Genomic DNA, 24,049 nt, shown 5'->3' on the forward strand with positions numbered 1-24,049 from the left:
AGCGCGCGCCGCTCCGGATGCGGAGCGGCGCGCCGCGCGTGAGGCTCCTTGTTGAGGAGGTTCACCATGCGCAGTGCTCTCATCGCTCTCCGTGCCGTCGGGGTGGCCGTCGCCCTGACGGCCGTCTCCGCCGTGACCGCGCCCGTCGCCCTCGCCGGTGAAGACGACCGCGGCAGCGTCTCGGTAGACCCGAACCCGGCGGAGCCGGGGGCGCGGGTCACGCTGCGCGTTCATGGCTGTAGCGGCCACTGGGCGTCGGCCAAGTCCGCCGTGTTCGTGGCGGACGTCAACCTGACCGGCCGCGACGGTGGCCGCGATGGCGGCCGCGATGGCGGCAGGGGCGGAGGTCATGACGGAGGCAGGGACGGTGGTCGTGACGGTGGCCGTGACGGCGGTCGCGGGCTCACCGGCGACGCCTTGATCAGCTCCCGCGCCGAGCCGGGCTGGCACGACATCCGGGTGAAGTGCGACGGCAGGGAAGGCGCCGTGCGCGGCTCGATCCAGATCAGCCACCACCGCCAGGAACCGTCCCGCCCCTACCCGCACCACACGCCCGTCTGGCCGGTCCACGCGGGCGGCGGCGGGATGGCCGCCGAGCTCGCCGCGCCGCCGGCCCCGCCGGCCGAGGCCGCGGCGGCGAAGAAGCACCACGGAGAAGGCGCCCCGGGCCTGCCGCACACGCTGATCGGCGCCGCCCTGGCCGCCGCTGCCACGCTCGCGGTCGCGGGCCGGGCGCTCACCCTGCGCCGGCGCCGCAGCGGCGAGTGAGGGCCGGCCGGTGACGGCCTCCGGCGAGCCGCGGTCCAGCGGCGGCGCGAAGCTGCTGACCTTCGCCGCCTGGTCGGTGCTGGTCCTGGGCCTGTGGCTGTGGGGCCGGGAGATCACCGGGGTCCCCGCCCCGCTCCCCGGCCTGGGCGGCGGCGCGGTCGCCGGCGCGCCCGGCCTGCGGCTGCCCGCGGCGCACACCCCGCTCGGCGCGGCCCCGCCCGCCCGTGTCGACATGCCCTCCATAGGCATCCAGGCCCCGGTGGTCTCCCGGGGCCTGGACAAGGACGGAGCGATCGACCCGCCCCCGTACGACCGGCCGGGCACGGTGGGCTGGTGGGGCGGCGGCGCCCAGCCCGGCACGGCCGGGACCGCGCTGCTGGTCGGCCACGTGGACACCGCCTCCAAGCCGGCCGTCTTCTACGGGCTGAGCTCCGCCAAACCGGGCGACTCGGTACGGGTGGTGCGCGCGGACGGGACCGTCGCCGAGTTCACCGTCGAGGACGTCCAGGTCTACGAGCGTGCCGGCTTCGACCCCCACAAGGCGTACGGGCCACGGGTGCCCGGCCGGGCCGAGCTACGGCTGGTGACCTGCGGCGGAACGTACGACAAGGCGGCCAAGCAGTACTCGGCGAACGTGGTGGTCTCGGCGTACCTGACGGGGGAGGGGGCCCGGACCGGAGCAACGGCATGACGGGACGGCGGGACGGCGGGCACGCCGGGAAAACGAAGAAGCCCCTCGCAGCTTTCGCTGCGAGGGGCTTCCTCCGTCTGTGCGCCGCCAGGGACTCGAACCCCGGACCCGCTGATTAAGAGTCAGCTGCTCTAACCAACTGAGCTAGCGGCGCTTGCTGACAGGGAAAACTCTACCCCACCTGCGGAGGTGCTCGTGACCAGCCACGCCGACCTTGTCCGATTAACCCATGTTTGAGGGGATTATCGTGCACGATATGTCTGGCTGAGCGGAATCTGATGCCCCGCCAGATTCGTGCAGGCCGATCAATGGACGAGCAGGGGAGTGGACGGAACCGCATGACGATGCAGCCTCCGACGCATGTGCAGACGCCGATGCCCATGCCTGTGCCGGTCTTCCAGGAGTACGAGCCCGCCGGCGACTGCGTGTGCCCGGGGTGTGCGCAGCGCCGTCGCACCCTCGCCCGCGCGCGGGCCATACCGCTCCGGGACGGCGGCCACCCGGCCGCGCGCGGTGCCCGCCGGGCGCTGGTGCTCGCCACCGCCGCCGGAGTGGTCCTCAGCGGGGGCGGAGTCGCGCTCGCGACGGCCGGCCCGGTCCCGACCCCCGGCCCGGTCGAGCAGGACGCCCCCGGCACCCCGCAGGGCGGCCGGGCTCCGCTGCACGGGCCCAAGGGCAAGCCGGGCGGTGTGCCCGGGGCACCCGGGGCGCCCGCCACCGTGAAGCGGATCGACCGGGCGACGATCATCAACCGGGCGAAGCTGTGGCTGGACGCGGAGGTCCCGTACAGCATGTCCGAGTACTGGACGGACGGCTACCGGCAGGACTGCTCGGGCTACGTCTCGATGGCCTGGAACCTCGGTTCGAACGAGTGGACCGGCAGCCTCGACACGTTCGCCACGAAGATCACCAAGGCGGAGCTGCTGCCGGGGGACATGCTGCTGTTCCACAACCCCTCGGACCCCACCAACGGCTCGCACGTCGTCATCTTCGGCGGCTGGGTCGACGAGACGCAGACGCACTACATCGCCTACGAGCAGACCCGGCCGAACACCCGCAAGCTGGCTACGCCGTACGGGTACTGGACCAACGCGACGAAGTACCTGCCGTACCGGTTCAACGGGGTCACGGGAGGCATCGTTCCCGACGACCCGGCCGGGGGCGCGAAGCCGGGCACCTCGACGGTGTTCCCGGGCGTCGCGAAGTTCGGGCCGGGCACGAACAACGAGTACGTCAGGCAGCTCGGCAAGATGCTGATCGACCGGGGCGGGCTCCGCTTCTACCCCAAGGGCGCGCACGCCAAGTGGAGCGACGCGGACAAGCTGGCCACTCAGGCGTTCCAGCAGGCGCAGGGCTGGACGGGCGCGGACGCGGACGGGATCCCGGGCGCGCACACCTGGCGGCTGCTGGTGGAGAAGACGGGCAACGACATCCGCCCGACGGCCGGCGGCGCGGCCGGTCCGGGCGGGGTACGGGCCTACCCGGGCGCGGCGGTCTTCCGCCCGGGCGCGTCCCACGCGGCCATCACCGCCCTCGGCCGCCGGCTGGCGCAGAAGGGCTTCGGCAAGTACTACACGTCCGGCCCGGATTCGCGCTGGAGCGAGGCCGACCGCCGTGCCGTCGAGGCGTTCCAGCGCGCGCAGGGCTGGCGCGGCGCCGAGGCCGACGGCTATCCGGGCCCGGAAACCTGGCGCCGGCTGTTCGCATGACGGAGGCAACCATGTACCCCACCCGCACCACGTTCGCGACGGGAACCTTCGCCGTCCCGCCACGCGTCTCCCGCCCGGGCCGCTGGCAGGAGGTGGGCACCCTCCCGCCGTCGCCGGCCCCCCGCCCCGGACGCTGGGTCGACGCGGCCGCCGCCGTGCCCGTGCCCGGGCCTGTGGCGGTACCGGCGGCCGCCGACGCCCGGCCCGCGGCGCCGGTGCCCGGGCCCGCGCCGGAGCCCGACTCCGCCGCGCTGTCGCCTGCGGCGTGCTCCGCCGCGCCGGAACCCCGGTGTGAGCCCCCTGCCCCGTGGGCCGAGCCCCGTGGCGGCCACCCGGCCCCGGAGGCCGCCCCCGGCCACTGGGCGGAGTCCGCGGCGCGGGACGCCCGGTCCGAGGTCCCGCCTCCGGCGGCGGCGCCCGACCCGTGGACCGCCGCCGCCGTTCCGCTGTCCGCGGCGGGAGCCCTGGGTGAGATCCCCGCTCCGGCGGCGGCGCCCGACCCGTGGACGGATGCCGCTGTTCCGCTGTCCGCGGCGGGAGCCTTGGGTGAGATCCCCGCTCCGGCGGTGGCGCCCGAGTCGGGCCCGGCCCCGCTGCCCGCTGTTGGGGGCGAGCACCCGGACTCCGTCGAGGCGGCCGAGCCCGGCACCGGCTCCTGGACTCCTGCGGGGCAGGCTCCGGCCTCCCACCCGGAGCACTGGGCGGAGGCCGGCACGATGCGGCCCCACCCGGCGCAGCCGGCGGAAGTCCGGGGCGAGGTCCCTGCCCCGACGGCCGCGCCCGGGTCGGGTGCCGGATCGTGGACCGAGGCTGCCGCGCCCCGCCCGGCGCGACTGGCCGCCGTCGGCGGCCCGGAGGCCGAGCACGGCTCGGCCGGATGGGGTACGGCCGGGGACGTCCGAGGCGGGCACCCGGTGGCGGAGGCCGACCCCGGCCACGCCCGCCGGGCACCCGCAGCCGAGGCCGATTCCGACCGACGGCCGGACGCCCGTGCCGAGGCCGACGTGCCGGAGGCCCAGGCGTCCCGCCCGGCGCAGCCGACCGACGTCGGCGGGCCGGAGGCGGAGCACGGCCACGGCCGGTGGGCTGAGGAAGCGCCCCGGGCTTCCCTTCCGGGGCAGTTGGCCCCGGTGGGCGGCCCGGAGCCCCTGGACGAGGCCGGTCCCGGCCATGGGCCGGAGCCCGCTGTCCCGGCCCCCGCGGTGGAAGCCACCGTGCCGGATGCCCGAGCGGGTGTCCCGGCCCCCGCGGCGGAGGTTCGGGCCGAGACCGGTTCCGGGCGGTGGGCCGAGGCCGCTGTACCGGGCGGCCGGGCCGATGTTCCGGTTTCCGGGGTGGAGGTCGGTCTGTCGGAGGTTCCGGCCGAGGGCGGGCCCGGCGGGCGGGGCGAGGCAGTCGTGCCGGGCGGCCGGGCTGGTGTCCCGGTCCCCGGGGCGGAGGTTCGGGCCGAGGTCGGGGTGTCGGACCGGTCGGCCTCCGGGGTCGAGGCCGGGGTGTCGGACGGGTCGGCGGCCGGGGTCGAGGCCGGGGTGTCGGAGGGGGCGGGGGCCGGGGCGGCGGTGGGCGTGCCGCATACGCGGGGCGGGGATGAGGCGCGGCCGGGGCGGGGTGACGTACCGGCCGCCCGGGTCGACGCGCCCGGGCCCGGGGTCGTCGACCTGGTCGCGCGGGCCGTGGCCCGGGGGATCAGGGACCCGGAGGCGGCGGACGGCCGGGACGGGAGCCGGCTCCGGGCCGGCCGTGGGGCCGGGGTCGCGGAGGTGCCCGTACGCCTCCCGTTCCGGGCGCAGCCGCAGCCGCGGCCGCCCGTACCCCCCCGGCCCGCCGCGCCGGCGCGCCCGCGTGCCGACGCCGGCCGCCGCGTCCCCCGCGGGGACGACCGGCTCCGGGAGCACCGCGGGCCCGTGCTGCCCGGCTGGGTGGCCGTGTTCGTCGGCGCCCTCGCCCTCACCGGCTGCGCGGCCGTGCTCTGGCGGGCCGGCGTCGTCCCGGCCGTCGTCGTCGCGGCCTTCGGGGCGACGCCCCGCGCCTACCAGGGGCTCCGCGTCACGCACTGGCCCCCGCTCGCCTTCCTCGGTGTCGTCGCGCTGGTCGCCCTCGGCGGTCTCGGCCGCGCCAGGGCCGGTCACGCCTGGGTGCTCACCCTGTTCGGCCGCTACCGCGGCACGGTCCGGCGTACCGGGCTCACCTGGGTCAGCCCCCTCCTGCTGCGCCGCCGCGTGGACGTCCGGCTGCGCCACTGGCGCAGCGACCCCATGCCGGCCGTGGACGCCGGCGGTCTCGCCCTGCGGGCCGTCGTGCAGGTCGTCTGGCAGGTGAAGGACACCGCCCGGGCCACGCTCGCCGTCGAGGACCACACCGAGTACCTCGCCGAGCAGGTGGAATCGGCCATGGCCCGGGTCCTGTCCCGGCTCCCGGCCGACGCCTTCCACGAGGACGCCCCGACCCTGCGCGACGCCGAGGCCGTCGGCGACGCGCTGACCAGGTTGCTGGCCGCCGAGACGGAGGCGGTGGGGATCGAGGTGTACTCGGCGCAGCCGACCCGCATCGAGTACGCGCCCGAGGTCGCGGAGGCGATGCGCCGCCGCCGGGTCGCGGCGATCGACGCCAAGCACCGGGACGCCGTGCTGACCTCGGTCGTGGACGCGGTGGACGACACCGTGCACCGGCTGACCTCGCGCGGGCTCGTGGAGCTGGACGACTACGAGCGCAAGGCCCTGGTGAAGGACCTCACCGTCGCCTTCTACACGGGCCGCCCCGAGTAGGGCCGGCGGGCGCGAGCGCGGCACGCGGGAGCGCCGCGAGCGGACGAACGGGTGGCCGGGACCGACCGGACCACCCGTTCTCGCATTGGTCTAGACACGGCCAACTCCCGTCAATACTGTGGTACTTGGTCTAGACCTGGCACCCATCCCCCTGCGCGCGCCCCCCCCGCACCCCCCCACGTCCAAGGAGCACCATGCGTACCGTCCGCATGCCCAGATTCCCCCGGCGAGCCGGCGCCCTCGCGCTCGGCGCCTGCATCGTCGCCGGCGTCGGCCTCCTCGGCGCCCCCAGCGCCAGCAGCCACGGCTACACCGACACCCCCATCAGCCGCCAGAAGCTCTGCGCCAACAAGACCGTCCTCGACTGCGGCCCCATCCAGTGGGAGCCGCAGAGCGTCGAGGGCTTCAAGGGCTTCCCCGCCGCCGGCCCCGCCGACGGCGCCATCTGTTCCGGCGGGCACAGTGAGTTCGCGCAGCTCGACGACCCGCGCGGCGGCACCTGGCCCACCACCAAGGTGACCAGCGGGCAGAGCTACGGCTTCCGCTGGCAGTTCACCGCCAACCACTCCACCACCGACTTCAAGTACTACGTCACGAAGAACGGCTGGGACCCCACCCGGCCGCTCACCCGCGCCTCCCTCGACCCGCAGCCCTTCCTGACGGTCGCCTACAACGGCGCCCGCCCGGCCATGACGACCGTCCACCAGGGCGTCATGCCCGGCGGGAAGACCGGCCGGCACATGATCCTCGCCGTCTGGACCGTCAACGACACCCCGATGGCCTTCTACTCCTGCTCCGACGTTCAGTTCTGACGCAACGTCAATTACCCTCCGGCGGCATGCGGACGACACCCGAAACCGTCGCGGAGCTCATCGCGCGCCAATGGGGCGACCACCGGCCCGGTCTGAAGAGCGAGGACACCGTCCTCAGCCGGCACCGGACCGCCCAGGAAGCGGCCGCGCGCGCCGCGCTGCTCGTCGACCTCCTGCCGCCGGGGGCCGAGCCGCACCTCGGGGTGCTGCTCGACAACACCCCGGAGTTCCCGTTCTGGCTCGGCGCGGCGGCCCTCGCCGGGGCCGCCGTCGCCGGGATCAACCCGACCCGGCGCGGCCCCGAGCTGGCCCGCGACATCCTGCACACCGACTGCCGGATCCTGGTCACCGAGCGCGCCCACCTGCCGCTGCTGCGCGGCCTCGACCTGCCCGGCGTACGGATCCTCGTGACCGGCACCGAGGAGTACGAGGCCCTCCTCGCCCCGTACGCGGCCGCCAAGCCCGGCGAGGCGACCGTCGCACCCCCGGGCCCGGGCTCCCGGCTGCTCCTCTACTTCACCTCCGGCTCCACCGGCGCCCCCAAGGCCGCCATCTGCACCCAGGGCCGGCTCGCCGCCGCGGGGGACTCCCTGGCCCGCCAGTTCGCGGTCACCCCGCAGGACGTCCACTACATCTGCATGCCGCTCTTCCACGGCAACGCCGTCATCGCCGACTGGCTCCCGGCCCTCGTCGCAGGCGCCCCGGTGGCGCTGCGCCGCCGCTTCTCGGCCACCGCCTTCCTGGACGACGTACGGGCCTTCGGGGCCACGTACTTCACCTACGTCGGCCGGGCCGTCCAGTACCTCCTGGCCACCGAGCCCCGCCCCGACGACCGCGAGCACACCCTGCGCCTCGGCTTCGGCACCGAGGCCGGCGCGGTGGACGCGGCCCGCTTCGCCGAGCGGTTCGGGGTCCGGCTGGTGGAGGGGTACGGGGCCACCGAGGGCGGCGCCTCGGTCGTGCGTACGCCGGACACCCCGCCCGGCGCCCTGGGCCGGGCGGGCACCGGGGACGACCTGGCGGTGATCGACCCCGGCACGGGCGCGGAGTGCCCGCCGGCCGTCCTCGACGACCGGGGCCGCCTGGCCAACGGGGACGAGGCCATCGGGGAGCTGGTCAACCGGGGCCGCAGCCTCTTCGAGGGCTACTGGCGCAATCCCGACGCGGAGGCCGCCCGTACCCGCGACGGCTGGTACTGGACGGGGGACCTCTTCTTCCGCGACCCCGCCGGGTTCCTCTACTTCGCGGGCCGCACCGACGACCGGCTCCGGGTCGACAGCGAGAACCTGGCCGCGGCGGTGATCGAGAACATCCTGGCCCGCTGGTCCGACGCGGCGGCGGTCGCCGTGTACGCGGTGCCCGACGAGGTGGCGGGCGACCAGGTGATGGCCGCGCTCGCCCTGCGGGAGGGCGCCGTCTTCGACCCGGAGGCCTTCGCCGCGTTCCTCGCCGCGCAGCCGGACCTCGGGACGAAGATGTCCCCGCGCTACGTCCGGATCGTCGGCGCGATGCCGACCACGGCCACGAACAAGGTCCACCGGGTCGGCCTGCGCAAGGCCGGTTTCCGTGCCGCCCCGGACCCGGTCTGGTGGTCCCCGCCGGGTGCCGACGGCTACCGCCCGCTGGACCCGCAGGCGCTGGCGGAGCTCCTCGCGGCGTACGAGGCGCAGGGCCGGGCCGAGCTTCTGGACCGCTGACGGGAACCCCCGGGGCCCGATGCCCCTCTTCACGGGGAAACGGGGGGATGAGCATGACAATTGTTTCCGTGACCCTTTCCACGACCGCACGGGTGGCCACGACGGGCCTGTGCTGCTTACTCCTGGCGGCCTGCGGCACCTCCGTGGCGGGCCGGTCGGCGGCCCCGTCCGGCGCGGCCCCGGCCTCGCCGACCTGCACCCCGAACCTGCCGACCGAGGAGGACACCGGCACGCCGAACATCCCGACGGAGGAGGACACCGGCACGCCGAACATCCCGACCGAAGAGGACACGGGCACGCCGAACATCCCGACCGAAGAGGACACCGGCACCCCGAACATCCCCACGGAAGAGGACACCGGCACGCCCGACGTCCCCACGGAGGAGGACACCGGCGGCCCGGACCTCCCCACCGACGGCACCGCGGCGGCCCCCTGCGCCGTCGTGGCCGGCTGGTACGACATGACCCGCGACTTCAACGCGTACTACGCCGCGCACCGCACCAACGATGACGACAGCTGGATCCCCCGCGAGGGGGTCACGGAGGTCCGGGTCCGCAAGACGGCGAAGACCGCCGAGGCCTGGGTGACCTTCACCACCGAGAACGTCGGCAAGGGCGTGGGTGAGGACGCCCGCCGGATCGCGGCGGTGTTCGGCGCGTGGCGGCACGAGGTCTACGGGGACACCGGCACGGTCGGCGTGCGCACCGAGGGGGACACCAGGGTGGTCACCACCTGGTGACCGCGCCCCCGCCCGGCCCGGGGAGTACTGGTTTTGAGCACTCCTCGGGACCGGGTAGTATTTTCTCTGTCAGCAGGCGCCGCTAGCTCAGTTGGTTAGAGCAGCTGACTCTTAATCAGCGGGTCCGGGGTTCGAGTCCCTGGCGGCGCACCTGTCCTTCGGGCGGTTTCCGGTTCACCGGGAACCGCCCGAAGTGTTTTCCGGGGCGTACCGCGCCCCCGGAGCCCTCGGAGTCCCTCAGGGCACTCAGAGCGTGAGCGACAGCAGCAGCGGCGCGGCCTTCCGGTTCAGCGCGTCCGCCGCGGCCCGCAGCCGGTGCGCGTGCTCGACCGGCATCGACAGCGCCAGGCAGCCCACTGAGGCCCCCGCCGTGATCGGCACCGCCGCGCAGACCGTGCCCACCGCGTACTCCTGGAGGTCGAGCACCGGGACCGTGGCCGGCTGGGCGTCCAGCTTCGAGAACAGGATCCGCTCGTTCACGATCGTCTTCGACGTGAGCCGCGCGATCTTGTGGCGGGAGAGGTGGTCGCGCCGGCCGTTCTGGTCGAGCTGGGTCAGCAGGCACTTGCCGACCGCGCTGGCGTGCGCCGCCGAGCGGAAGTCGACCCACTCGTGCACCTTCGGGGTGCGGGGGCTGTCCGCGAACTGCGTGATCTTGACCTCGCCGTCCACGTACCGGCTGATGTAGACCGCCGCGCCGACGGAGTCCCGCAGCCGGTCCAGGGTTTCCTGGAGCTTGTCCTGGAGCGCCTGCTGCCGGTCGATCCCCGAACCCAGCAGCACCAGGGAGTCCCCTATGGCGTACGCGCCGTCCGAGACCTGGAGCACGTACCCCTCGCGGCGCAGCATCAGCAGCATCGGGGTGAGGTGGACCGCGGGCAGTCCCGTCTCGCGCGCGATCTGCGCGTTGGTCACGCCGCCGGTGTGGCGGGCGATCGTTTCGAGTACGCGAAGGGCGTACTGCACCGAGTGGAACGGCGCGGTCGGCTCGGGCTTCAGCGCCACGGTTTTCCCCCTACCAGGTTGTTACCGCTTGCCTTACCACGATAGCCATCAAGGGGCCGGTGTGGAGCGCCTGTTGAGGAGTTTGATGGCTCAATCACGTCCCTCCGTCAGGCGCTACCCGCCTGGCATATGCCGCAGGCATTGTCACGGTCCGGATTCCCGGAATACGCCGGGAATGCCCGGCGCTGTCCCATGGTTCGACTTCTTCGTACGGACACACCGAAAGGGACGGGAGCGACGATGAGTGACACCAGGGACGCCGGTCGGGACGCGGGCGACGAGGGGCCGGCGGGACAGGCCCACCCGGTCCGGGGAACCGCCCGCGGCCGCGCTCCGGTGCCGCTGTCCGTGCTGGACCTCGTCACCGTCGGCGCCGGCAGCACCGCCCACGCCGCCCTGCGCACCAGCGTCGAGATCGCCCGGCTCGCCGAGTCCCGGGGCTACACGCGCCACTGGGTCGCCGAACACCACTCCATGCCCGGGGTGGCCAGCTCCTCCCCGGCCGTGATCCTGGCCCACCTCGCCGCCCACACCTCCCGCATCCGGCTCGGCTCGGGCGGGGTCATGCTGCCCAACCACGCCCCGCTCGCCATCGCCGAGCAGTTCGGCACCCTGGAGGCCCTGGCCCCGGGCCGGATCGACCTCGGGCTCGGCCGCGCACCCGGCACCGACGGGCGCACCGCCGCCGCGCTGCGCGGGCCCGGGCGCCTGGACGAGGCCGCGGAGGAGTTCCCGCGCCGGCTCTCGGAGCTCACCCGCTTCCTCGACGACGACTTCCCCGACGGGCACCCGTACTCCCGCGTGCACGCCATACCCGGGCCCGCGCAGGGCCTCACCGGGCGGCCGCCGCTGTGGCTGCTCGGCTCCTCCGGGTACAGCGCCCGGCTGGCCGGCGAGCTCGGCCTGCCCTTCGCGTACGCCCACCACTTCTCGCCGGCCGGGACGCTGCCCGCGCTCGACCTCTACCGGCAGTCCTTCCGGCCCTCGGCCGCCCTGGACGCCCCGTACGCGGTGATCGGGGTCGCCGCGCTCGCGGCCGACACCGAGGCGGAGGCCCGCGCCCAGGCCCGGGCGGGCGCGCTGTCGGCGCTCCTGGTGCGCACCGGCCGGCCGCGCCTGGTCCCGACGCCCGAGGAGGCGGCGGCGTACGCGTTCTCCCCGGCGGAGCGGGAGTTCACCGAGGGCTGGCTCGCGCACATCCCCCACGGCACCGCCGAGGAGGTCCGCGGCCGGCTCGACGAGCTGGCGAAGCTGACGGGAGCCGACGAGCTGATGCTCACCGCCGGCGCGCACGCAGGGGCCGCCCGGGTGCGCTCGTACGAGCTCATCGCAGATGCGTACGGGATGACGGAACTCCCGGCCGGGCGCGGCTGATCGATTGCGAACGGGGTTTGGCTGGTTTGTTGCCGAAACCTTGCGCGGAGGTGCCTAAAGGCACCCTTAAACCGCTCGTCACCCGGGGTGGCGGGCGGTTTCTGATGTGCGCTCATGTCTCTGACGAGGGGATTTGGCGCGGGAGTGGTCTAGTCCTTCTTTGGTCCAAACCATTGACTCGGGCGCGGGGTGATCGCTATCACTTCTCCCACCTGACCTCTCGCTTCCCCTCCCACCCCCACGGAGTCAGTTCATGCACATCCGTAAACCCCTCATCGCGGCCGCCGCCACGGTCGCGCTGGCAGCCGGAGCGCTGGCCTCCTTCGCGGGACTCGGCACGGCGGCGGCCGCCGGCTCCTCGACCACCGCGACCGCCGCGACCCCGGGCGGTGTCCGGATCGCCTACTACGACCAGTGGAGCGTGTACGGGAACGCCTTCTATCCCAAGCACCTCGACACCCGCGGCATCGCGGGCAAGCTGGACGTCATCAACTACTCGTTCGGCAACATCCACCCCACCAACCTCACCTGTTTCGAGGCGAACAAGGCGGCGGGCGACGACAACAACCCCAACGCCGGTGACGGCGCGGGCGATTCGTACGCCGACTACCAGAAGTCCTACGGCGCGGCGGACAGCGTCAGCGGGGTCGCCGACAAGTGGGACCAGCCGATCGTGGGCGTCTTCAACCAGTTCAAGCAGCTGAAGGCGAAGTACCCGCACCTGAAGATCAACATATCGATCGGCGGCTGGACGTACTCCAAGTACTTCAGCGACGCGGCGAAGACCGACGCCTCCCGCAAGAAGCTCGTGTCCTCCTGCATCGACCAGTACATCAAGGGCAACCTGCCGGTCGAGGGCGGCTTCGGCGGCGCGGGCACGGCGGCCGGGATCTTCGACGGCATCGACATCGACTGGGAGTACCCCGGCTCCGCCGGCGGCCACCTGGGCAACCACTACGCCCCCGAGGACAAGCAGAACTTCACGCTCCTGCTCAAGGAGTTCCGCGAGCAGCTCGACGCCTACGGCGCGGCCAACGGCGGGAAGAAGTACCTGCTGACCGCGGCGCTCCCGGCCGGCCAGGACAAGATCAAGTACATCGAGACGGACAAGATCGGTTCGTACCTCGACTACGCGAACATCATGACCTACGACATGCACGGCGCCTGGGACGGCGACGGGCCGACGTACCACCAGTCCCCGCTGGACAACTCGGCCGCCGACCCGACCGACCCGATCGCGCCGGGCACCCAGAAGTACGGCGTCAAGAACGCCATCGACTCCTGGATCGACGGCAACCCGGCCTACGGGATCGCGGGCGGCTTCCCCGCCGGCAAGCTGACCCTGGGCTACGAGTTCTACTACCGCGGCTGGAAGGGCGTCCCCGCCGGGACCACCCACGGCCTCGCCCAGACGGCGACCGGCCCCTCCGCCGCCCGGCCCACCAGCCAGCAGGCCGGCATCGCGAACTACAAGGAGCTCGGCGGGATCGTCGACAACCCGGCGACCACCTTCTGGGACGACCAGGCGAAGGCCTCGTACTTCTACAAGGACGGCGAGTTCTTCACCGGCCTCAACCAGAAGTCCGTCCAGGCCCGCGTCGACTACGGCAAGCAGCGCGGCCTCGCCGGCGCGATGATGTACTCGCTGCTCGGCCTGGACAACAACACCACGCTGCTGAACCAGATCTCGGACGCTCTCGGCGGAACCACGGTCCCGCCCACCACCCCGCCCACGACGCCTCCGACCACTCCGCCCACCACGCCTCCGACGACCCCGCCGACCACCGGCTGCGGCTCGGTCGCGGCGTACGCCGCGGGCACCGTCTACACCGGCGGCCAGGAGGTCTCCCACAACGGCCACAAGTGGAAGGCCCAGTGGTGGACGCAGAACGAGGCGCCGGGCACCACGGGTGAATGGGGTGTCTGGAAGGACCTCGGCGCCTGCTGATCTCCCCCCACCCCGCGCCGAGCGGTCCTCCGCCCCGCACCCCGCGTTCCCGGGTGCGGGGCGGAGGTGCGTCAAGCGGAGGTGAGTCCAGGGAAGGCGGCCGGCCGGCCCGGTCAGACGAGGGGGTGCGGGGCGGGGCCGTCCTGTTCCGGGGACGCCGCGGACGCGGCCTGGCGGCCGATCATGCGGGCGATCACGTCCGGGGCCACCGCGCGGGAGTACAGCCACCCCTGGCCGGTGTCGCAGCCGACCCGCCGCAGCCGGGCCGCCTGGCCGACGGTCTCCACGCACTCCGCCGTCACCGTCAGCCCCAGCCGGTGCGCGAGCTGGACCAGCGCCTCCACGATGGTCTCGTCGGCCGGATTCGGGTGCGCGCCGTCGTCGTAACGGAAGCCGCGCACGAACGAGCCGTCCAGCTTCAGCACAGAGACCGGCAGCCGGCTCAGGTAGGCCAGGTTCGAGTACCCGGTCCCGAAATCGTCGATCGCGATCCGCACGCCCATGTCGCTCAGCGCCTGGAGGGCCTGCAACGGCCGCCCCGCCGAGCCCATCACGGCCGACTCGGTCAGCTCCAGCTGCAACAGCTGCGGGGCCAGCCCCGTCTCGGCCAGGATCTCCGCGACGTCGCCCACCAGGTCCGAGTCCCACACCTGGCGCACCGCGACGTTCACGGAGACGAACACCGGGGCGTCGCTGGGCTGCTCGATCTGCCAGCGCCGGGCCTGCCGGCAGGCCGTCCGCAGCACCCAGCGGCCCAGCTGGACGATGGACCCGTCCTCCTCGGCGATCCCGATGAACCGATTCGGCGTCAGCGTGCCGAACTGCGGGTGGTTCCAGCGCACCAGCGCCTCCACGCCGCGCACCGCGCCGCTCTCCAGGTCCACCAGCGGCTGGTACTCCAGCGCGAACTCACCGCGCTCCACGGCCGGCCGCAGCGTCGAGCTGAGCGCCTGGCGCGTCATGCGGTGCGCGTTGCGCTCCGGGTCGAAGAGGGTCCAGCGGGCCTTCCCGTCCGCCTTCGCCCAGTACAGGGTGGTGTCCGCGGCCTGCATCAGCGCGGTCGCCGAGGTGTCCGCCGAGGCCCGCTCCACCACCCCGATCGACGCGGACACCGACAGCCGCTGCCCGGCCAGGTCGAACGGCTCCTGTACGGCGGCCAGCGCGCTCCGCGCCAGGTCCGCGAGCTGCTCGGTGCCGGTGGAGTCCTCGACCAGCAGGGCGAACTCGTCCCCGCCGAGCCGCGCCACCAGGTGCCCGCCGGTGCGCCCGTACCCGGACTGGTCGGCGCACTGGGTCAGCCGGGCCGCCACGGCGGTCAGCAGCCGGTCGCCGACCCGGTGCCCCAGGGTGTCGTTGACGGCCTTGAACCCGTCGAGGTCGAGGTAGCACAGCCCGATCCGGCCCGTGCCGCCCTGCTCGTACGAGGAGTGCTCCAGGGCGGCGGAGAGCCGCTCGAAGAACAGCGTCCGGTTGGGCAGCCGGGTGACCGGGTCGTGCATCTGGAGGTGCCGCAGCCGGGCCTGGAGGTCGCGCCGGTCGCTGATGTCGGCGACCGACAGCAGGACTTCGCTCGTGCCCGGCACCGGCCCGAGGGTGACCTCGGTCCACAGCGAGTGCCCGTCGGGGTGCTTGAGCCGCCGCGTGCACCGCAGCCGGGCCTGCCGGCCGCGCAGCACCTCCTGGTACGCCTGCCAGGTCCGGGCCTCCGCCGCCAGGTCCACCAGGTCGGCGGCGTGCTGCTCGACGAGCGCGTGCGGCTCGGTGCCGAGCAGGGCGGCGAGGGCGTCGTTGGCGGCGACGACGTGGCCGCCCCGGTCGACGACGGCCATCGCGAGGTGGGCCGCGTTGAAGGCGGCCCGGTAGTCGCGCCGTTCGGACTCCGCCCGGGACGAAGGTGCCGTCGCCGGCACCGCGGGGTGACGCTCCGTAGTGGCCGATCGGATGCTGTCGGCCGCCGAACCGGTTCCCTCTGAGGTTCCGCTCACCGTTGGCTCCCGCAGTGCTCGTGAGTGTCCGTGCAGGAAAGTGTGCCGATCATAGAGGCACCGGACGGCCCTATCCAGCGGCGTCGCCGCGCGGGGCGCGGCACTTCGCCGCGATGACGTCTCGGCGGCCCGCCGGCGGGCGATCGTTTCTGCGCGGCTGTGAGCACCCGTGGACCTCGTCTGATCTCGCCTGATCTCGTGTGATCGGTCGTGACGTTCTGTAGGTGCCGCGTGAATCCCGGGGGTCACCGACTTGCCGTATCGCTCACTCGTGTGGGGCAGCGGAACAGGGCATTAATCAGACAATCGCCTCAAGGTGGCTAGAAAGGTACCAATCCACCACCGGAGGTCGATGTGCCGCGACAGCAGACACCCGGGGGAGTGGACCGCTCCCGCCTGCGAAGCGCGGCGGCGGGGTTGACGTCCCTGGCGGCCCTCGCCGCGATGTCGCTCGTCGCGGGACCCGCGGTGGCCGTCCCCGGGTCCGGACCCTGCGCGCTGAGCCGCACCAGCGCGCACCACTCGCTGGGCCTGGACACCTGGAACGCCGCCTACCCCAAGCCCGAACGCACCCTCAACGCCGTCATGGTGTTCCTGTCCTTCCCCGACCACCGGACCACCCTCACGCCCGGGGAGCTGACCCGCGACTACTTCCCCGCCACCAGCAACTTCTTCGAGCGGGCCTCCTACGGGCGGTTCCGGCTGGTCCCGCACCCGCAGGAGCACTGGATCCGGATGCCCAAGCCGTCGGCCGCGTACGGGATACAGCGCGACTGGGCCCCCGAGAAGCGGGCGGCCTACCTCCGGGACGCCGTCGCGAGCGCCGACCCGGAGGTGGACTTCAGCAAGTACGACGTCGTGTACTTCGTCGCCGACCCGGACGCGCCCGGGGTGGACTCCGACGCCACGAAGGTCGTCAACTTCGACCGGCCCCTCGTCGCCGACGGAACCGAGCTGCGGCGGATCGTCACCGTCTTCGAGCAGCACCCGCCGGACCGGAACGTACTGGCGCACGAGACGGGGCACGTCTTCGACCTGCCCGACCTCTACCACCGGCCCAGCGACGGCAAGGGCGACTGGGACACCTACGTCGGAGACTGGGACGTCATGGGGAGCCAGTTCGGGATGTCCCCGGACCTGTTCGCCTGGCACAAGTGGAAGCTGGGCTGGCTGGACGCCTCGCAGGTGGACTGCGTGCAGTCGGGCTCCTCGCTGCACACCCTCCAGCCGCTCGCCGAGGCCCCGCCGCCCGGCGGCACCGGCGGGACCCGGCTCGCGGTGGTCCGTACCGGCGCCGGGAGCGCGATCGCCATCGAGGCGCGGGGCTCCGCCGGCAACGACGGGGACACCTGTACGGAGGGGGTCCTCGTCTACCGGGTCCGCAACGGGGCGGCCTCCGGCGGCGGCCCGATCGAGGTGCTGGACGCGCATCCGAACTCCGAGGCCTGCTGGGACCGTTCGGTGTACCCGCCGCTGGCGGACGCGCCGCTGGAGGTGGGGGAGACGTTCACGGTGCCGGGCGAGCGGATCACCATCGAGGTGGCCGACCGGACCCAGTCCGGCGCGTACACGGTCAAGATCACGACCTAGAGGTCCGGCCAGTCGTCCGGCGGTCGCCTGGTGGCGCCGGCCGCCGGCGCAACGAAGAAGCCCCCGCAGCTTTCGCTGCGGGGGCTTCTTCCGTCTGTGCGCCGCCAGGGACTCGAACCCCGGACCCGCTGATTAAGAGTCAGCTGCTCTAACCAACTGAGCTAGCGGCGCTTGCTGACGAGGAAGACATTAGCATCAGGACCGGCGGAAGGAAAAATCGATATCCGCAGCTCGGGCGGCGCGCACGAACGCCCAGAGCAGCGCCTCCGGGCCCGGCAGCCACGGCGTCCGGCTGTCGGGCGCCACCAGCCAGCGGGACGGGCCGGGGCCCGCCGCCAGGGGTGGGACGGTGACGGCGTCGCCGGCTCCGTGACAGAGCGGGGCCGCGACCGGAGACGCCCACTCCTCCCACGCCAGCAGGGCGGGCAGCCGGTGTGCCACGCCGGGGGCGGCGAAGAGCAGCAGCCGGCCGCGGTGCACGGCGGCCGGACCGGAACCGGGCCCCTCGGACCAGAGCAGGTCGAGCATCCGGCGGCCGAGCACGAGCGGGACGTTGACGACGTCGAAGGCGGTCCCGCAGGGCAGGGCGGCGGCCGCGGCGGGCCGGGCCTGCCACAGCGCGAGGGTGGTGCGCGGGTGGGCGGAGGCGGAGGCGAGCCACGCGGCGCCGGACGGGGTGACGTCCGTCGCGGGGGCACTGGGCCGGACGTCGAGGGCGGGGCAGCCGGTCAAGGTCGTCATATGCCAGATGTACCGCCCGTAGCGCAGCGGTTCCTCGGAGTTACGCAAATCCGGGACGGCGGCCCCCGGGGTGGAGTATGTTGCGCGCCGCATATGCCAGATGTGTCACGCGTCACGTACTCCGCAGGGCCGCCGAGCCGCCGGGGCCGCCGAGTCGCAGGGCCGCCGGGCCGTCCGGCTTACGGCGCCTCGGGGGACGGGCCGCGCTGCAGGTCCTCGCCGAACTCGATCATCCGGCGCGCGTAGTCCTCGGTCCACTCCGCGCGCGCGGCGATCACGGCGGGCGGGAGCCGGTCGAACCGCCGCGGATCCGCCAGCTGGGCCGCCGCCACCGCCTGGAACTCCACGGCCCGGTCCTCCGCGGCGCGGAACGCCAGCGCCAGCTCCGTCGCGCGCGCCAGCAGCTCCGCCGGGTCCTCGATCGACTCCAGGTCGAAGAAGTGCTCCGGATCCTGGGCGGCCTCCGAGGGCTCGAAGAGCAGCGGCGCGGGCCGCATCCTCCGCTCGGTCCGCTCGGGCTCTGCCATGCGTGTCCTCCTGCTGGTACGGATTCGGGCCACCGTCCATTGTCCAACGCCGCGCAAGGGCACGGCAGGGCGCCCGCGGGGGCGCGTGCGCCCCGCCTACGGCTTCCAGCGCACCCGGTGTTCCGCCAGGTGGGCGAGGACCGAGTGGTTGGCCTCCCAGCCGTCCGGGAACTTCACCGTGACGCCCAGCTGCACCGGCTCCGTCGACGGGTGGTCGTCCAGCAGCTCCGCTATGCCCGCCCGGGCCACCACCACGCAGGCGTGCCGGTGCCGGGAGGCCAGGACGCACAGCCGGCCCGTCTCCAGGTGGAACGCCGTCGCGTCGGGGCGGCCCGACAGCGGGTGCAGCACCACCGTGAGGTCGTACTCGCGCCCCTGGAGCCGGTTCGCGGTGTCCACCGTGACCCCGGTGACGCCCAGCGCGGCCAGCGCCGCGCGGACCGCGGCCGCCTGGTCGCGGTGGGCGGTGCCGACGGCGATCCGGCCCGCCGTCAGCGGGGCCGGGCCCTCGCTCTGCTCGTCCCGGGTCACCGCCCCGCGGTCCAGCGCGCGCCGCACCACCAGCGCCACCGCCCGTACCGCCTCCGGATCGGTGCGCGGGGTGTGCCGGGCGGGCAGCTCCAGCAGGCCCCAGCCCGACTCCGCGGCCTCGTCCAGCACCCGGTCCGGGCCCGAGCCGTCGCCCGCGACCCCGTACGACAGCCGCCGCTCGCCCGGGCCCGTACCGCTGCGGAACTGCGTGTACGGGTAGAACGCCCGCGAGACCAGCGGCGCCGCCGAGGCCGGGAGCCGCCAGGACACCGGCAGCCGGTGCTGCGGCAGCCGGGGGTTGTGCGCCAGCAGCGTGGACACCGCAGAGGCGGACGGGTCGTAGGACAGCCCCGCCCACTGCTCCGCTCCGACCACGCTGAACGGGTCGAGCTGTCCCGGGTCGCCCACGAACAGCGCCCGGTCGAACAGCCCGGCCACCGCCAGCAGCGCGTCCGAGCGCATCTGGTACGCCTCGTCCACGATGGCGTGCTCCCACCGCTCCACGTCCTTGACGTAGGCCCACTTCGCCGCGGTGGAAATGGTGACCGGCAGCTCCGCGAGGTCCGCCGGCTTCGCCGACAGGGTGACCGAGGGCAGCTCGCGCAGCGCCGGGTCGTAGGCGTCGCCGTCGCTGCTGTGCAGCCGGCCCACCTTCAGCTCCGGGTCCTTGTCGGCGAGGCGCAGCACCAGGTCGTCGACCTGGGCGTTGGTCTGCGCCACCACCATCAGGCGGCGCCCCGCGGCGGCCAGTTCCCGGGCCGCCCGGACGACGAGCGTGGACTTGCCGGCCCCGGGCGGGGAGTCGACGACGACGCCCCGCTCGGTGCCGTGCAGGGTGTCGTGCAGGATCGCGGCGGTCGCCCGGGCCGCCTCGGCCCCCGGGTCGAAGGAGGTCACAGCACGTCCTCGGCGGTCACGGGGTCGGGCAGGGCCGGTCCGGTCAGGTGCCCGGGCGGCCCGCCGTGCGTCCACGGGGTCTGCTCCGGGTCGGGCAGCTTCGGGCCGCCGCGCGCGTCGTGCTCGAACAGCGTCCAGCACACCCGGTCGCCCTTCTCCGGCACCGAGCCCGGCTCGGGCTCCCGGCCGCGGCCCATCTTGTCGAGCAGCCGCAGCACCAGCCGCCCGTCCTCCTCGAAGCGCACGAACTCGGCGGCCTGCGGGCGCCCGTCCAGCGAGCGGAACACCTTGCCGCCGGCGCCGTCCTCCAGCTGCGGGCGGTCCTCCGTCGCCACCGTCACCAGCGGGCGGGGGCTCGGCCGCTTCGACTCCGTCCACTCCATGACCACCTCGGTGACCTCGCCGGCGAAGGCCTCGCCGGCGAACCGCCGGCCCGCCATCACCAGGGCGTCGTCCAGCGCCTCCTGGGCGTCCAGGCGCACCTGCTCGGTCTCCCGCGTCGCCAGCTTCTGCGCCGCCGTCACCGCGTCGTCGCGGCGCGGCTGCGGGGGCTCGCCCGCGCGGACCCGGTCCCGGTGGCCGGTGTACGACCAGCGGTCGCGGGTCCAGCGCTCCTCGGCCCGTTCCCCGGGCGGCAGTCCGCGCAGCAGCTCCAGCGCCTGCCACACCGACCACCAGGTGCCGGTCATCTGGTCCACGACCAGGCGCCGGATCTCCCGCTCGGCGAGCCGCGGCCCGTCCCCGTCGCGGGGCTCGCCCGCCCGCGCCGCGTCGAACCTCGCGATCGCCGGGGCCAGCAGCTTGTTGTCGAAGGCCGGGTCGGTCGCGGGACCGGCGGGCGGGACCAGCAGCTGGCCGGCCTCGTCGCGGCCGAGCTCCGCGCGCAGCGCCGCCTCGGCGCCGGACATCCCCTGGCCGGGGTCGATCCACTCCAGCAGGGCCCGCAGGTGCTGGTCCTCCAGGTTGCTCTGGCCGGTGGCCCAGTGCCGGGACAGCAGGTCCGTCGCCGCCAGCAGCATCGAGGACCCCGGGACCCGGGCGCGCTCGCCCAGGTGCGTGAACCAGCGGCCCAGCAGCGGCACCTGGGTGGGCACCGGGTACGGGTTGTCCGGGTCCTCCTCGGCGGTCCGGCGGAAGCGCATCGACCGTCCCAGCAGGCGGACGTACTCGATCCCGGCCCGGCCCGGCACGATCAGCTGCGGCGCGTCCACGCACAGCTCGGCCTCGACCTTGACGCGCTTGCCCGTCTCCGGGTCGGTCTCGGTCCGCTCGGCCGGCTCGACGGCATCGGCGTACGCGTCGATGTAGGGCATCACCTGTCGCGCCAGGTCCGCCAGGAAGTCCCAGCGCAGGTCCCGGTCGCGCGGCTGCGGTATGACGAGGATCCGCGGGTCGTTCGGGTCCGTCCCGACCATCGCACCGAGCGGCGCCCCGGCCTCGCCCGCCGTCGTCAGCGGTACGAAGACCAGCGGATTCCCGCTCAGATGCCGGTGCCGTACGGTCGCCAGCGGCTGCGCGCGCCCCGCGCGGACGGCCTCCAGCCGGGCCAGGGTGGTCAGCAGGGACATGCGGCGTCCTCCGGCGCGGTCCGGGCGGGGGCCTGCTCCAGCGCCTCGGCGCGCAGCCGGGCCGCCCGGTGCAGCGCGGCCGCGGTCGGGTCCTCGCAGGAGGCGCGTCCGGCGGCCGCCGCGAGGGCGGCCCCGACGGTCGTCAGCGCGCCCAGCTCGCCCCGTACGGAACGGCCCAGGGCGCTCACCTCGTCGGCGGCGCGGGCCCGCTCCCGGCAGTGGAAGGCCAGCTCGCAGGCGGCCAGGCACTCGGGGGCGTAGGCGGCGTCCACGGCGGAGACGGCCTCGGTGAGCTCCTCGGCGGGCCGCCCCGGGTCGAAGCTGAGCCCCGCGGGCAGGGCCGCGGCGAGCTCCTCGACCCGGGTCAGCCGCTCCAGCTGGCGCCGGGTCACGGCGTGCTCGCGGCGGATGTCGACGGCGGCGGCGGTGGGCAGGTTGGAGAAGTCCTTGGGGCAGACCAGCAGGATCCGGTGGCCGACGGTGGCGCCGCCCAGCTTCTCGGCGGTCTTCTCCAGGGCCAGGACGTAGACGGCGGCCTGCCGGGCGGCGGCGCCCACCTTCGCGGCGTCGGCGGCCCCGTCGATCATCGGGAACGACTTGATCTCCACGACGGTCCAGCGGCCGTCGGGATGCACCACGACGGCGTCCGGCTCCAGGTAGGCGGGGGAGCCCGCCACCTCCAGCGCCAGCATCGGGTGGTCCAGCAGGGTCCAGCCGCCGCGGGCGGCCCCGGCGGTCGCCTCGCGCAGCGCGAGCGCGGTCCGGGCGGCGCGCCCCTCGGGCCCGGCGGCGGTCAGGTCGGGGACGCGGGCCCCGGGCCCGGGCGGTTCCGTACCGGCATCGAGCCGGGAGTGGACCAGCCGGAGCAGCTCGGCGCCGCCGTCCCCCTTGACCTTGGCCTCGAAGGAGTTCCCGCGGATGATCGCGAACTGTGACTGCCCGAAGGCGGCTGGCGACCCGAGGGCCGCGGCGAGCGCGGTCTTGTCCACTCCGGCGCCGTCCAGCAGGGCGCGTCTGCCACAGCCGGGGTTGGCGGCGAGCGCCGCCAGCGCCCGGGCGTCGAGCGGGCGCGGTGGCACGGCGGGGCCGCGCAGGTCAGCGAGCCGCTGCCGCAGTGTCGTCGTCTGCGGTGTGTTCTGCGGAGGGCCGCTGGGCGGGTAGGAGCTCACGGGCGGAAGTGTCCCATCCGCCACTGACAATCGTGGACTTACGGCGGAAACCGGCAGCTCCCGTGCCGAAACCGCGGGTCAGGGGGGTGCGCGCGAGGAGGAAACCGAGGCCCATCACGGCCGCCCCGGCGGCCGCGTCGAGGAAGTAGTGGTTGGCGGTGCCCATGACCACCAGTGTGGTGATCGCGGGGTAGGCGATGCCGAACGCCTTCACCAGCGGGTGCCGGCCGTGCGTCCACAGCAGGATCCCGCACCACAGGGCCCAGCCGACGTGCAGGCTCGGCATCGCCGCGTACTGGTTGGTGAGGGCCCCGAGCCCGCGCGGGGCGCTGGCCTCGGCGCCCCACCAGCCGTAGGAGCTGTACTGGGCCATCGTGTCCGTGAAGCCGTGCGCGGCGTCGAGCAGCCGGGGCGGGCAGGTGGGCATCAGGCTGAAGCCGACGAGCCCGAGGAGGGTGGAGGCCACCAGCCAGGTGCGGGCGCTCCGGTAGTGCGCGGGCCGCCGGTGGTAGATCCAGAGCAGGACGGCCGGGGTGACGAGGTAGTGCATCGAGGCGTAGACGAAGTCGGCGGGTATGCCGAGCCAGCCCGTCTCCGAGAAGAGCCGGTTGAGCGGCCGCTCGAAGTCGATGCCCAGCGGACCCTCGACGTCCAGGATCGCGAGGCCGTGGTCCGTGGCGAGGGCCACGTCCCCGCGGGCCAGGAGTCTGCCGCCCGAGTACGCCGCGTAGACGAGTCCCAGGAGCAGCAGTTCTGCCCACCATCGCGTGGGCCGCTGCCGTTTGGTCATACGCCGTAAGACGCTCGTGGACCGGGAGGAGTTGCCCGGTGTTCGTGTGTTGGATGATGGACGGACGACGGAATGGCAGGGAAAGCACCCCATCTGCGCGAATCCGTACGCATCCATACGGACCGGGAGAAATTCATATGGCCCCCCGCATCCTGCTGGCCCGCCACGGCCAGACGGCGTGGTCCAAGCTCGGCAAGCACACCGGGCGCACCGACGTGCCCCTGCTGGAGGAGGGCCGGCGGGGCGCGAAGCTGCTCGGCGAGCGGCTGGCGCGCGATCCGTGGCGGGGCCTGCCCGGGGTCGAGGTCCGCACCAGCCCGCTGGTGCGGGCGAGCGAGAGCTGCGAGCTCGCCGGGTTCGGCGTCCGGGCCGATCCGTGGGACGCGCTGATGGAGTGGGACTACGGCGACTACGAGGGCATGACCCCGGCCGAGATCCAGGCGGTCCGCCCCGGCTGGCTGATCTGGCGCGACGGGGTCCCCGGCGGGGAGTCCGTCGCCGACGTCGGGGCCCGGGCGGACGAGGTCGTCGGCTGGGCCCGCTCGGCCGAGCGCGACGTCCTGGTCTTCGCCCACGGCCACATCCTGCGCACCCTGGCCGCCCGCTGGCTCGGCTTCGACGTCTCCTTCGGCGCGCGCATCCGGCTGGAGCCGACCTCCCTGTCGGTGCTGGGCTGGGCGTACGGGGCCCCCGCGCTGGAGCGCTGGAACGACACCGGCCACCTCGACGCCTGACCGGCGGC

General features: G+C 74.3%; 18 protein-coding genes, 3 tRNA genes and 1 pseudogene. 12 read left to right on the forward strand and 10 right to left on the reverse strand.

Annotated features, from left to right (window positions below):
* Positions 1-66 precede the first annotated feature (66 nt).
* Positions 67-768: a hypothetical protein gene (locus tag IE248_RS19370; RefSeq protein WP_229895405.1), complete on the forward strand. Its 702-nt coding sequence runs from the start codon at positions 67-69 to the stop codon at positions 766-768.
* A 10-nt stretch (positions 769-778) separates the two neighbouring features.
* Positions 779-1,459, forward strand: coding sequence for a class F sortase (locus tag IE248_RS19375; RefSeq protein ID WP_037797631.1), 681 nt, complete (start codon positions 779-781; stop codon positions 1,457-1,459).
* 80 nt (positions 1,460-1,539) lie between these two features.
* Here IE248_RS19375 and IE248_RS19380 read toward each other — a convergent pair.
* Positions 1,540-1,613: transfer RNA gene (locus IE248_RS19380), tRNA-Lys, on the reverse strand.
* A gap of 226 nt (positions 1,614-1,839) precedes the next feature.
* Between IE248_RS19380 and IE248_RS19385 the strand changes: the two genes are divergently transcribed.
* The 6 genes from IE248_RS19385 to IE248_RS19410 all read left to right on the forward strand — a co-directional run bounded on the left by IE248_RS19385 (position 1,840) and on the right by IE248_RS19410 (position 9,332).
* Complete coding sequence (locus IE248_RS19385; RefSeq protein WP_073799503.1) at positions 1,840-3,168, forward strand: peptidoglycan-binding protein; 1,329 nt, start codon at positions 1,840-1,842, stop codon at positions 3,166-3,168.
* 11 nt (positions 3,169-3,179) lie between these two features.
* Positions 3,180-5,933 carry an SPFH domain-containing protein gene (locus tag IE248_RS37435; protein WP_229895406.1) on the forward strand — a complete coding sequence of 918 codons (2,754 nt, stop codon included), beginning with the start codon at positions 3,180-3,182 and terminating at the stop codon, positions 5,931-5,933.
* Between the two features lie 209 nt (positions 5,934-6,142).
* A complete protein-coding gene (locus IE248_RS19395; RefSeq protein ID WP_073799505.1) occupies positions 6,143-6,745 on the forward strand; it encodes a lytic polysaccharide monooxygenase auxiliary activity family 9 protein in 603 nt (200 codons plus the stop codon).
* Positions 6,746-6,771: 26 nt separating this feature from the next.
* Positions 6,772-8,442 (forward strand): AMP-binding protein, encoded by a 1,671-nt coding sequence (locus tag IE248_RS19400; RefSeq protein WP_190031262.1) that lies wholly within the window; start codon positions 6,772-6,774, stop codon positions 8,440-8,442.
* Positions 8,443-8,510: 68 nt separating this feature from the next.
* Positions 8,511-9,182, forward strand: a complete 672-nt coding sequence (locus IE248_RS19405) for a hypothetical protein (protein ID WP_190031263.1) — start codon at positions 8,511-8,513, stop codon at positions 9,180-9,182.
* A 76-nt stretch (positions 9,183-9,258) separates the two neighbouring features.
* Positions 9,259-9,332: transfer RNA gene (locus IE248_RS19410), tRNA-Lys, on the forward strand.
* A gap of 96 nt (positions 9,333-9,428) precedes the next feature.
* Here IE248_RS19410 and IE248_RS19415 read toward each other — a convergent pair.
* A complete protein-coding gene (locus tag IE248_RS19415; RefSeq protein ID WP_008743995.1) occupies positions 9,429-10,187 on the reverse strand; it encodes an IclR family transcriptional regulator in 759 nt (252 codons plus the stop codon).
* Between the two features lie 240 nt (positions 10,188-10,427).
* Here IE248_RS19415 and IE248_RS19420 point away from each other — a divergent pair, with 240 nt between their 5' ends.
* The gene (locus IE248_RS19420) at positions 10,428-11,561 is read left to right on the forward strand and encodes an LLM class flavin-dependent oxidoreductase (RefSeq protein ID WP_073799357.1); all 1,134 of its coding nucleotides are present in this window, start codon (positions 10,428-10,430) and stop codon (positions 11,559-11,561) included.
* Positions 11,562-11,814: 253 nt separating this feature from the next.
* Positions 11,815-13,509, forward strand: coding sequence for a glycosyl hydrolase family 18 protein (locus tag IE248_RS19425; protein ID WP_190031264.1), 1,695 nt, complete (start codon positions 11,815-11,817; stop codon positions 13,507-13,509).
* Between the two features lie 113 nt (positions 13,510-13,622).
* On the opposite strand, the gene IE248_RS19430 is transcribed toward IE248_RS19425, so the two are convergent.
* A complete protein-coding gene (locus IE248_RS19430) occupies positions 13,623-15,494 on the reverse strand; it encodes a putative bifunctional diguanylate cyclase/phosphodiesterase (protein ID WP_100582591.1) in 1,872 nt (623 codons plus the stop codon).
* A gap of 354 nt (positions 15,495-15,848) precedes the next feature.
* Here IE248_RS19430 and IE248_RS19435 point away from each other — a divergent pair, with 354 nt between their 5' ends.
* Positions 15,849-17,084 carry a M6 family metalloprotease domain-containing protein gene (locus tag IE248_RS19435; RefSeq protein WP_008743999.1) on the forward strand — a complete coding sequence of 412 codons (1,236 nt, stop codon included), beginning with the start codon at positions 15,849-15,851 and terminating at the stop codon, positions 17,082-17,084.
* 97 nt (positions 17,085-17,181) lie between these two features.
* Here the strand turns inward: IE248_RS19435 and IE248_RS19440 are convergent.
* The 7 genes and pseudogenes from IE248_RS19440 to IE248_RS19470 all read right to left on the reverse strand — a co-directional run bounded on the left by IE248_RS19440 (position 17,182) and on the right by IE248_RS19470 (position 23,307).
* A tRNA-Lys gene (locus IE248_RS19440) sits at positions 17,182-17,255 on the reverse strand.
* A pseudogene (locus IE248_RS19445) lies at positions 17,246-17,825 on the reverse strand (bifunctional DNA primase/polymerase). The gene IE248_RS19440 and the pseudogene IE248_RS19445 overlap by 10 nt, the downstream one beginning before the upstream one ends.
* Positions 17,826-18,004: 179 nt before the next feature.
* The gene (locus IE248_RS19450) at positions 18,005-18,352 is read right to left on the reverse strand and encodes a DUF8844 domain-containing protein (protein WP_037797628.1); all 348 of its coding nucleotides are present in this window, start codon (positions 18,350-18,352) and stop codon (positions 18,005-18,007) included.
* Between the two features lie 96 nt (positions 18,353-18,448).
* Entirely contained in the window at positions 18,449-19,780 is a 1,332-nt protein-coding gene (locus IE248_RS19455) for an AAA domain-containing protein (protein WP_073799360.1), read from the reverse strand.
* Positions 19,777-21,348 (reverse strand): hypothetical protein, encoded by a 1,572-nt coding sequence (locus tag IE248_RS19460; RefSeq protein WP_190031265.1) that lies wholly within the window; start codon positions 21,346-21,348, stop codon positions 19,777-19,779. The genes IE248_RS19455 and IE248_RS19460 overlap by 4 nt, the downstream gene beginning before the upstream one ends.
* On the reverse strand, positions 21,336-22,517 hold the full coding sequence (locus IE248_RS19465; protein WP_229895407.1) for a hypothetical protein: 1,182 nt from the start codon (positions 22,515-22,517) through the stop codon (positions 21,336-21,338). The genes IE248_RS19460 and IE248_RS19465 overlap by 13 nt, the downstream gene beginning before the upstream one ends.
* The gene (locus tag IE248_RS19470; protein ID WP_100582588.1) at positions 22,444-23,307 is read right to left on the reverse strand and encodes a phosphatase PAP2 family protein; all 864 of its coding nucleotides are present in this window, start codon (positions 23,305-23,307) and stop codon (positions 22,444-22,446) included. Before IE248_RS19470 ends, IE248_RS19465 begins: the two co-directional genes overlap by 74 nt.
* 137 nt (positions 23,308-23,444) lie before the next feature.
* Between IE248_RS19470 and IE248_RS19475 the strand changes: the two genes are divergently transcribed.
* On the forward strand, positions 23,445-24,041 hold the full coding sequence (locus IE248_RS19475; protein WP_037797619.1) for a histidine phosphatase family protein: 597 nt from the start codon (positions 23,445-23,447) through the stop codon (positions 24,039-24,041).
* Positions 24,042-24,049: the final 8 nt, after the last annotated feature.

Source organism: Streptomyces goshikiensis (assembly GCF_014650555.1).
Lineage (GTDB): Bacteria > Actinomycetota > Actinomycetes > Streptomycetales > Streptomycetaceae > Streptomyces > Streptomyces goshikiensis.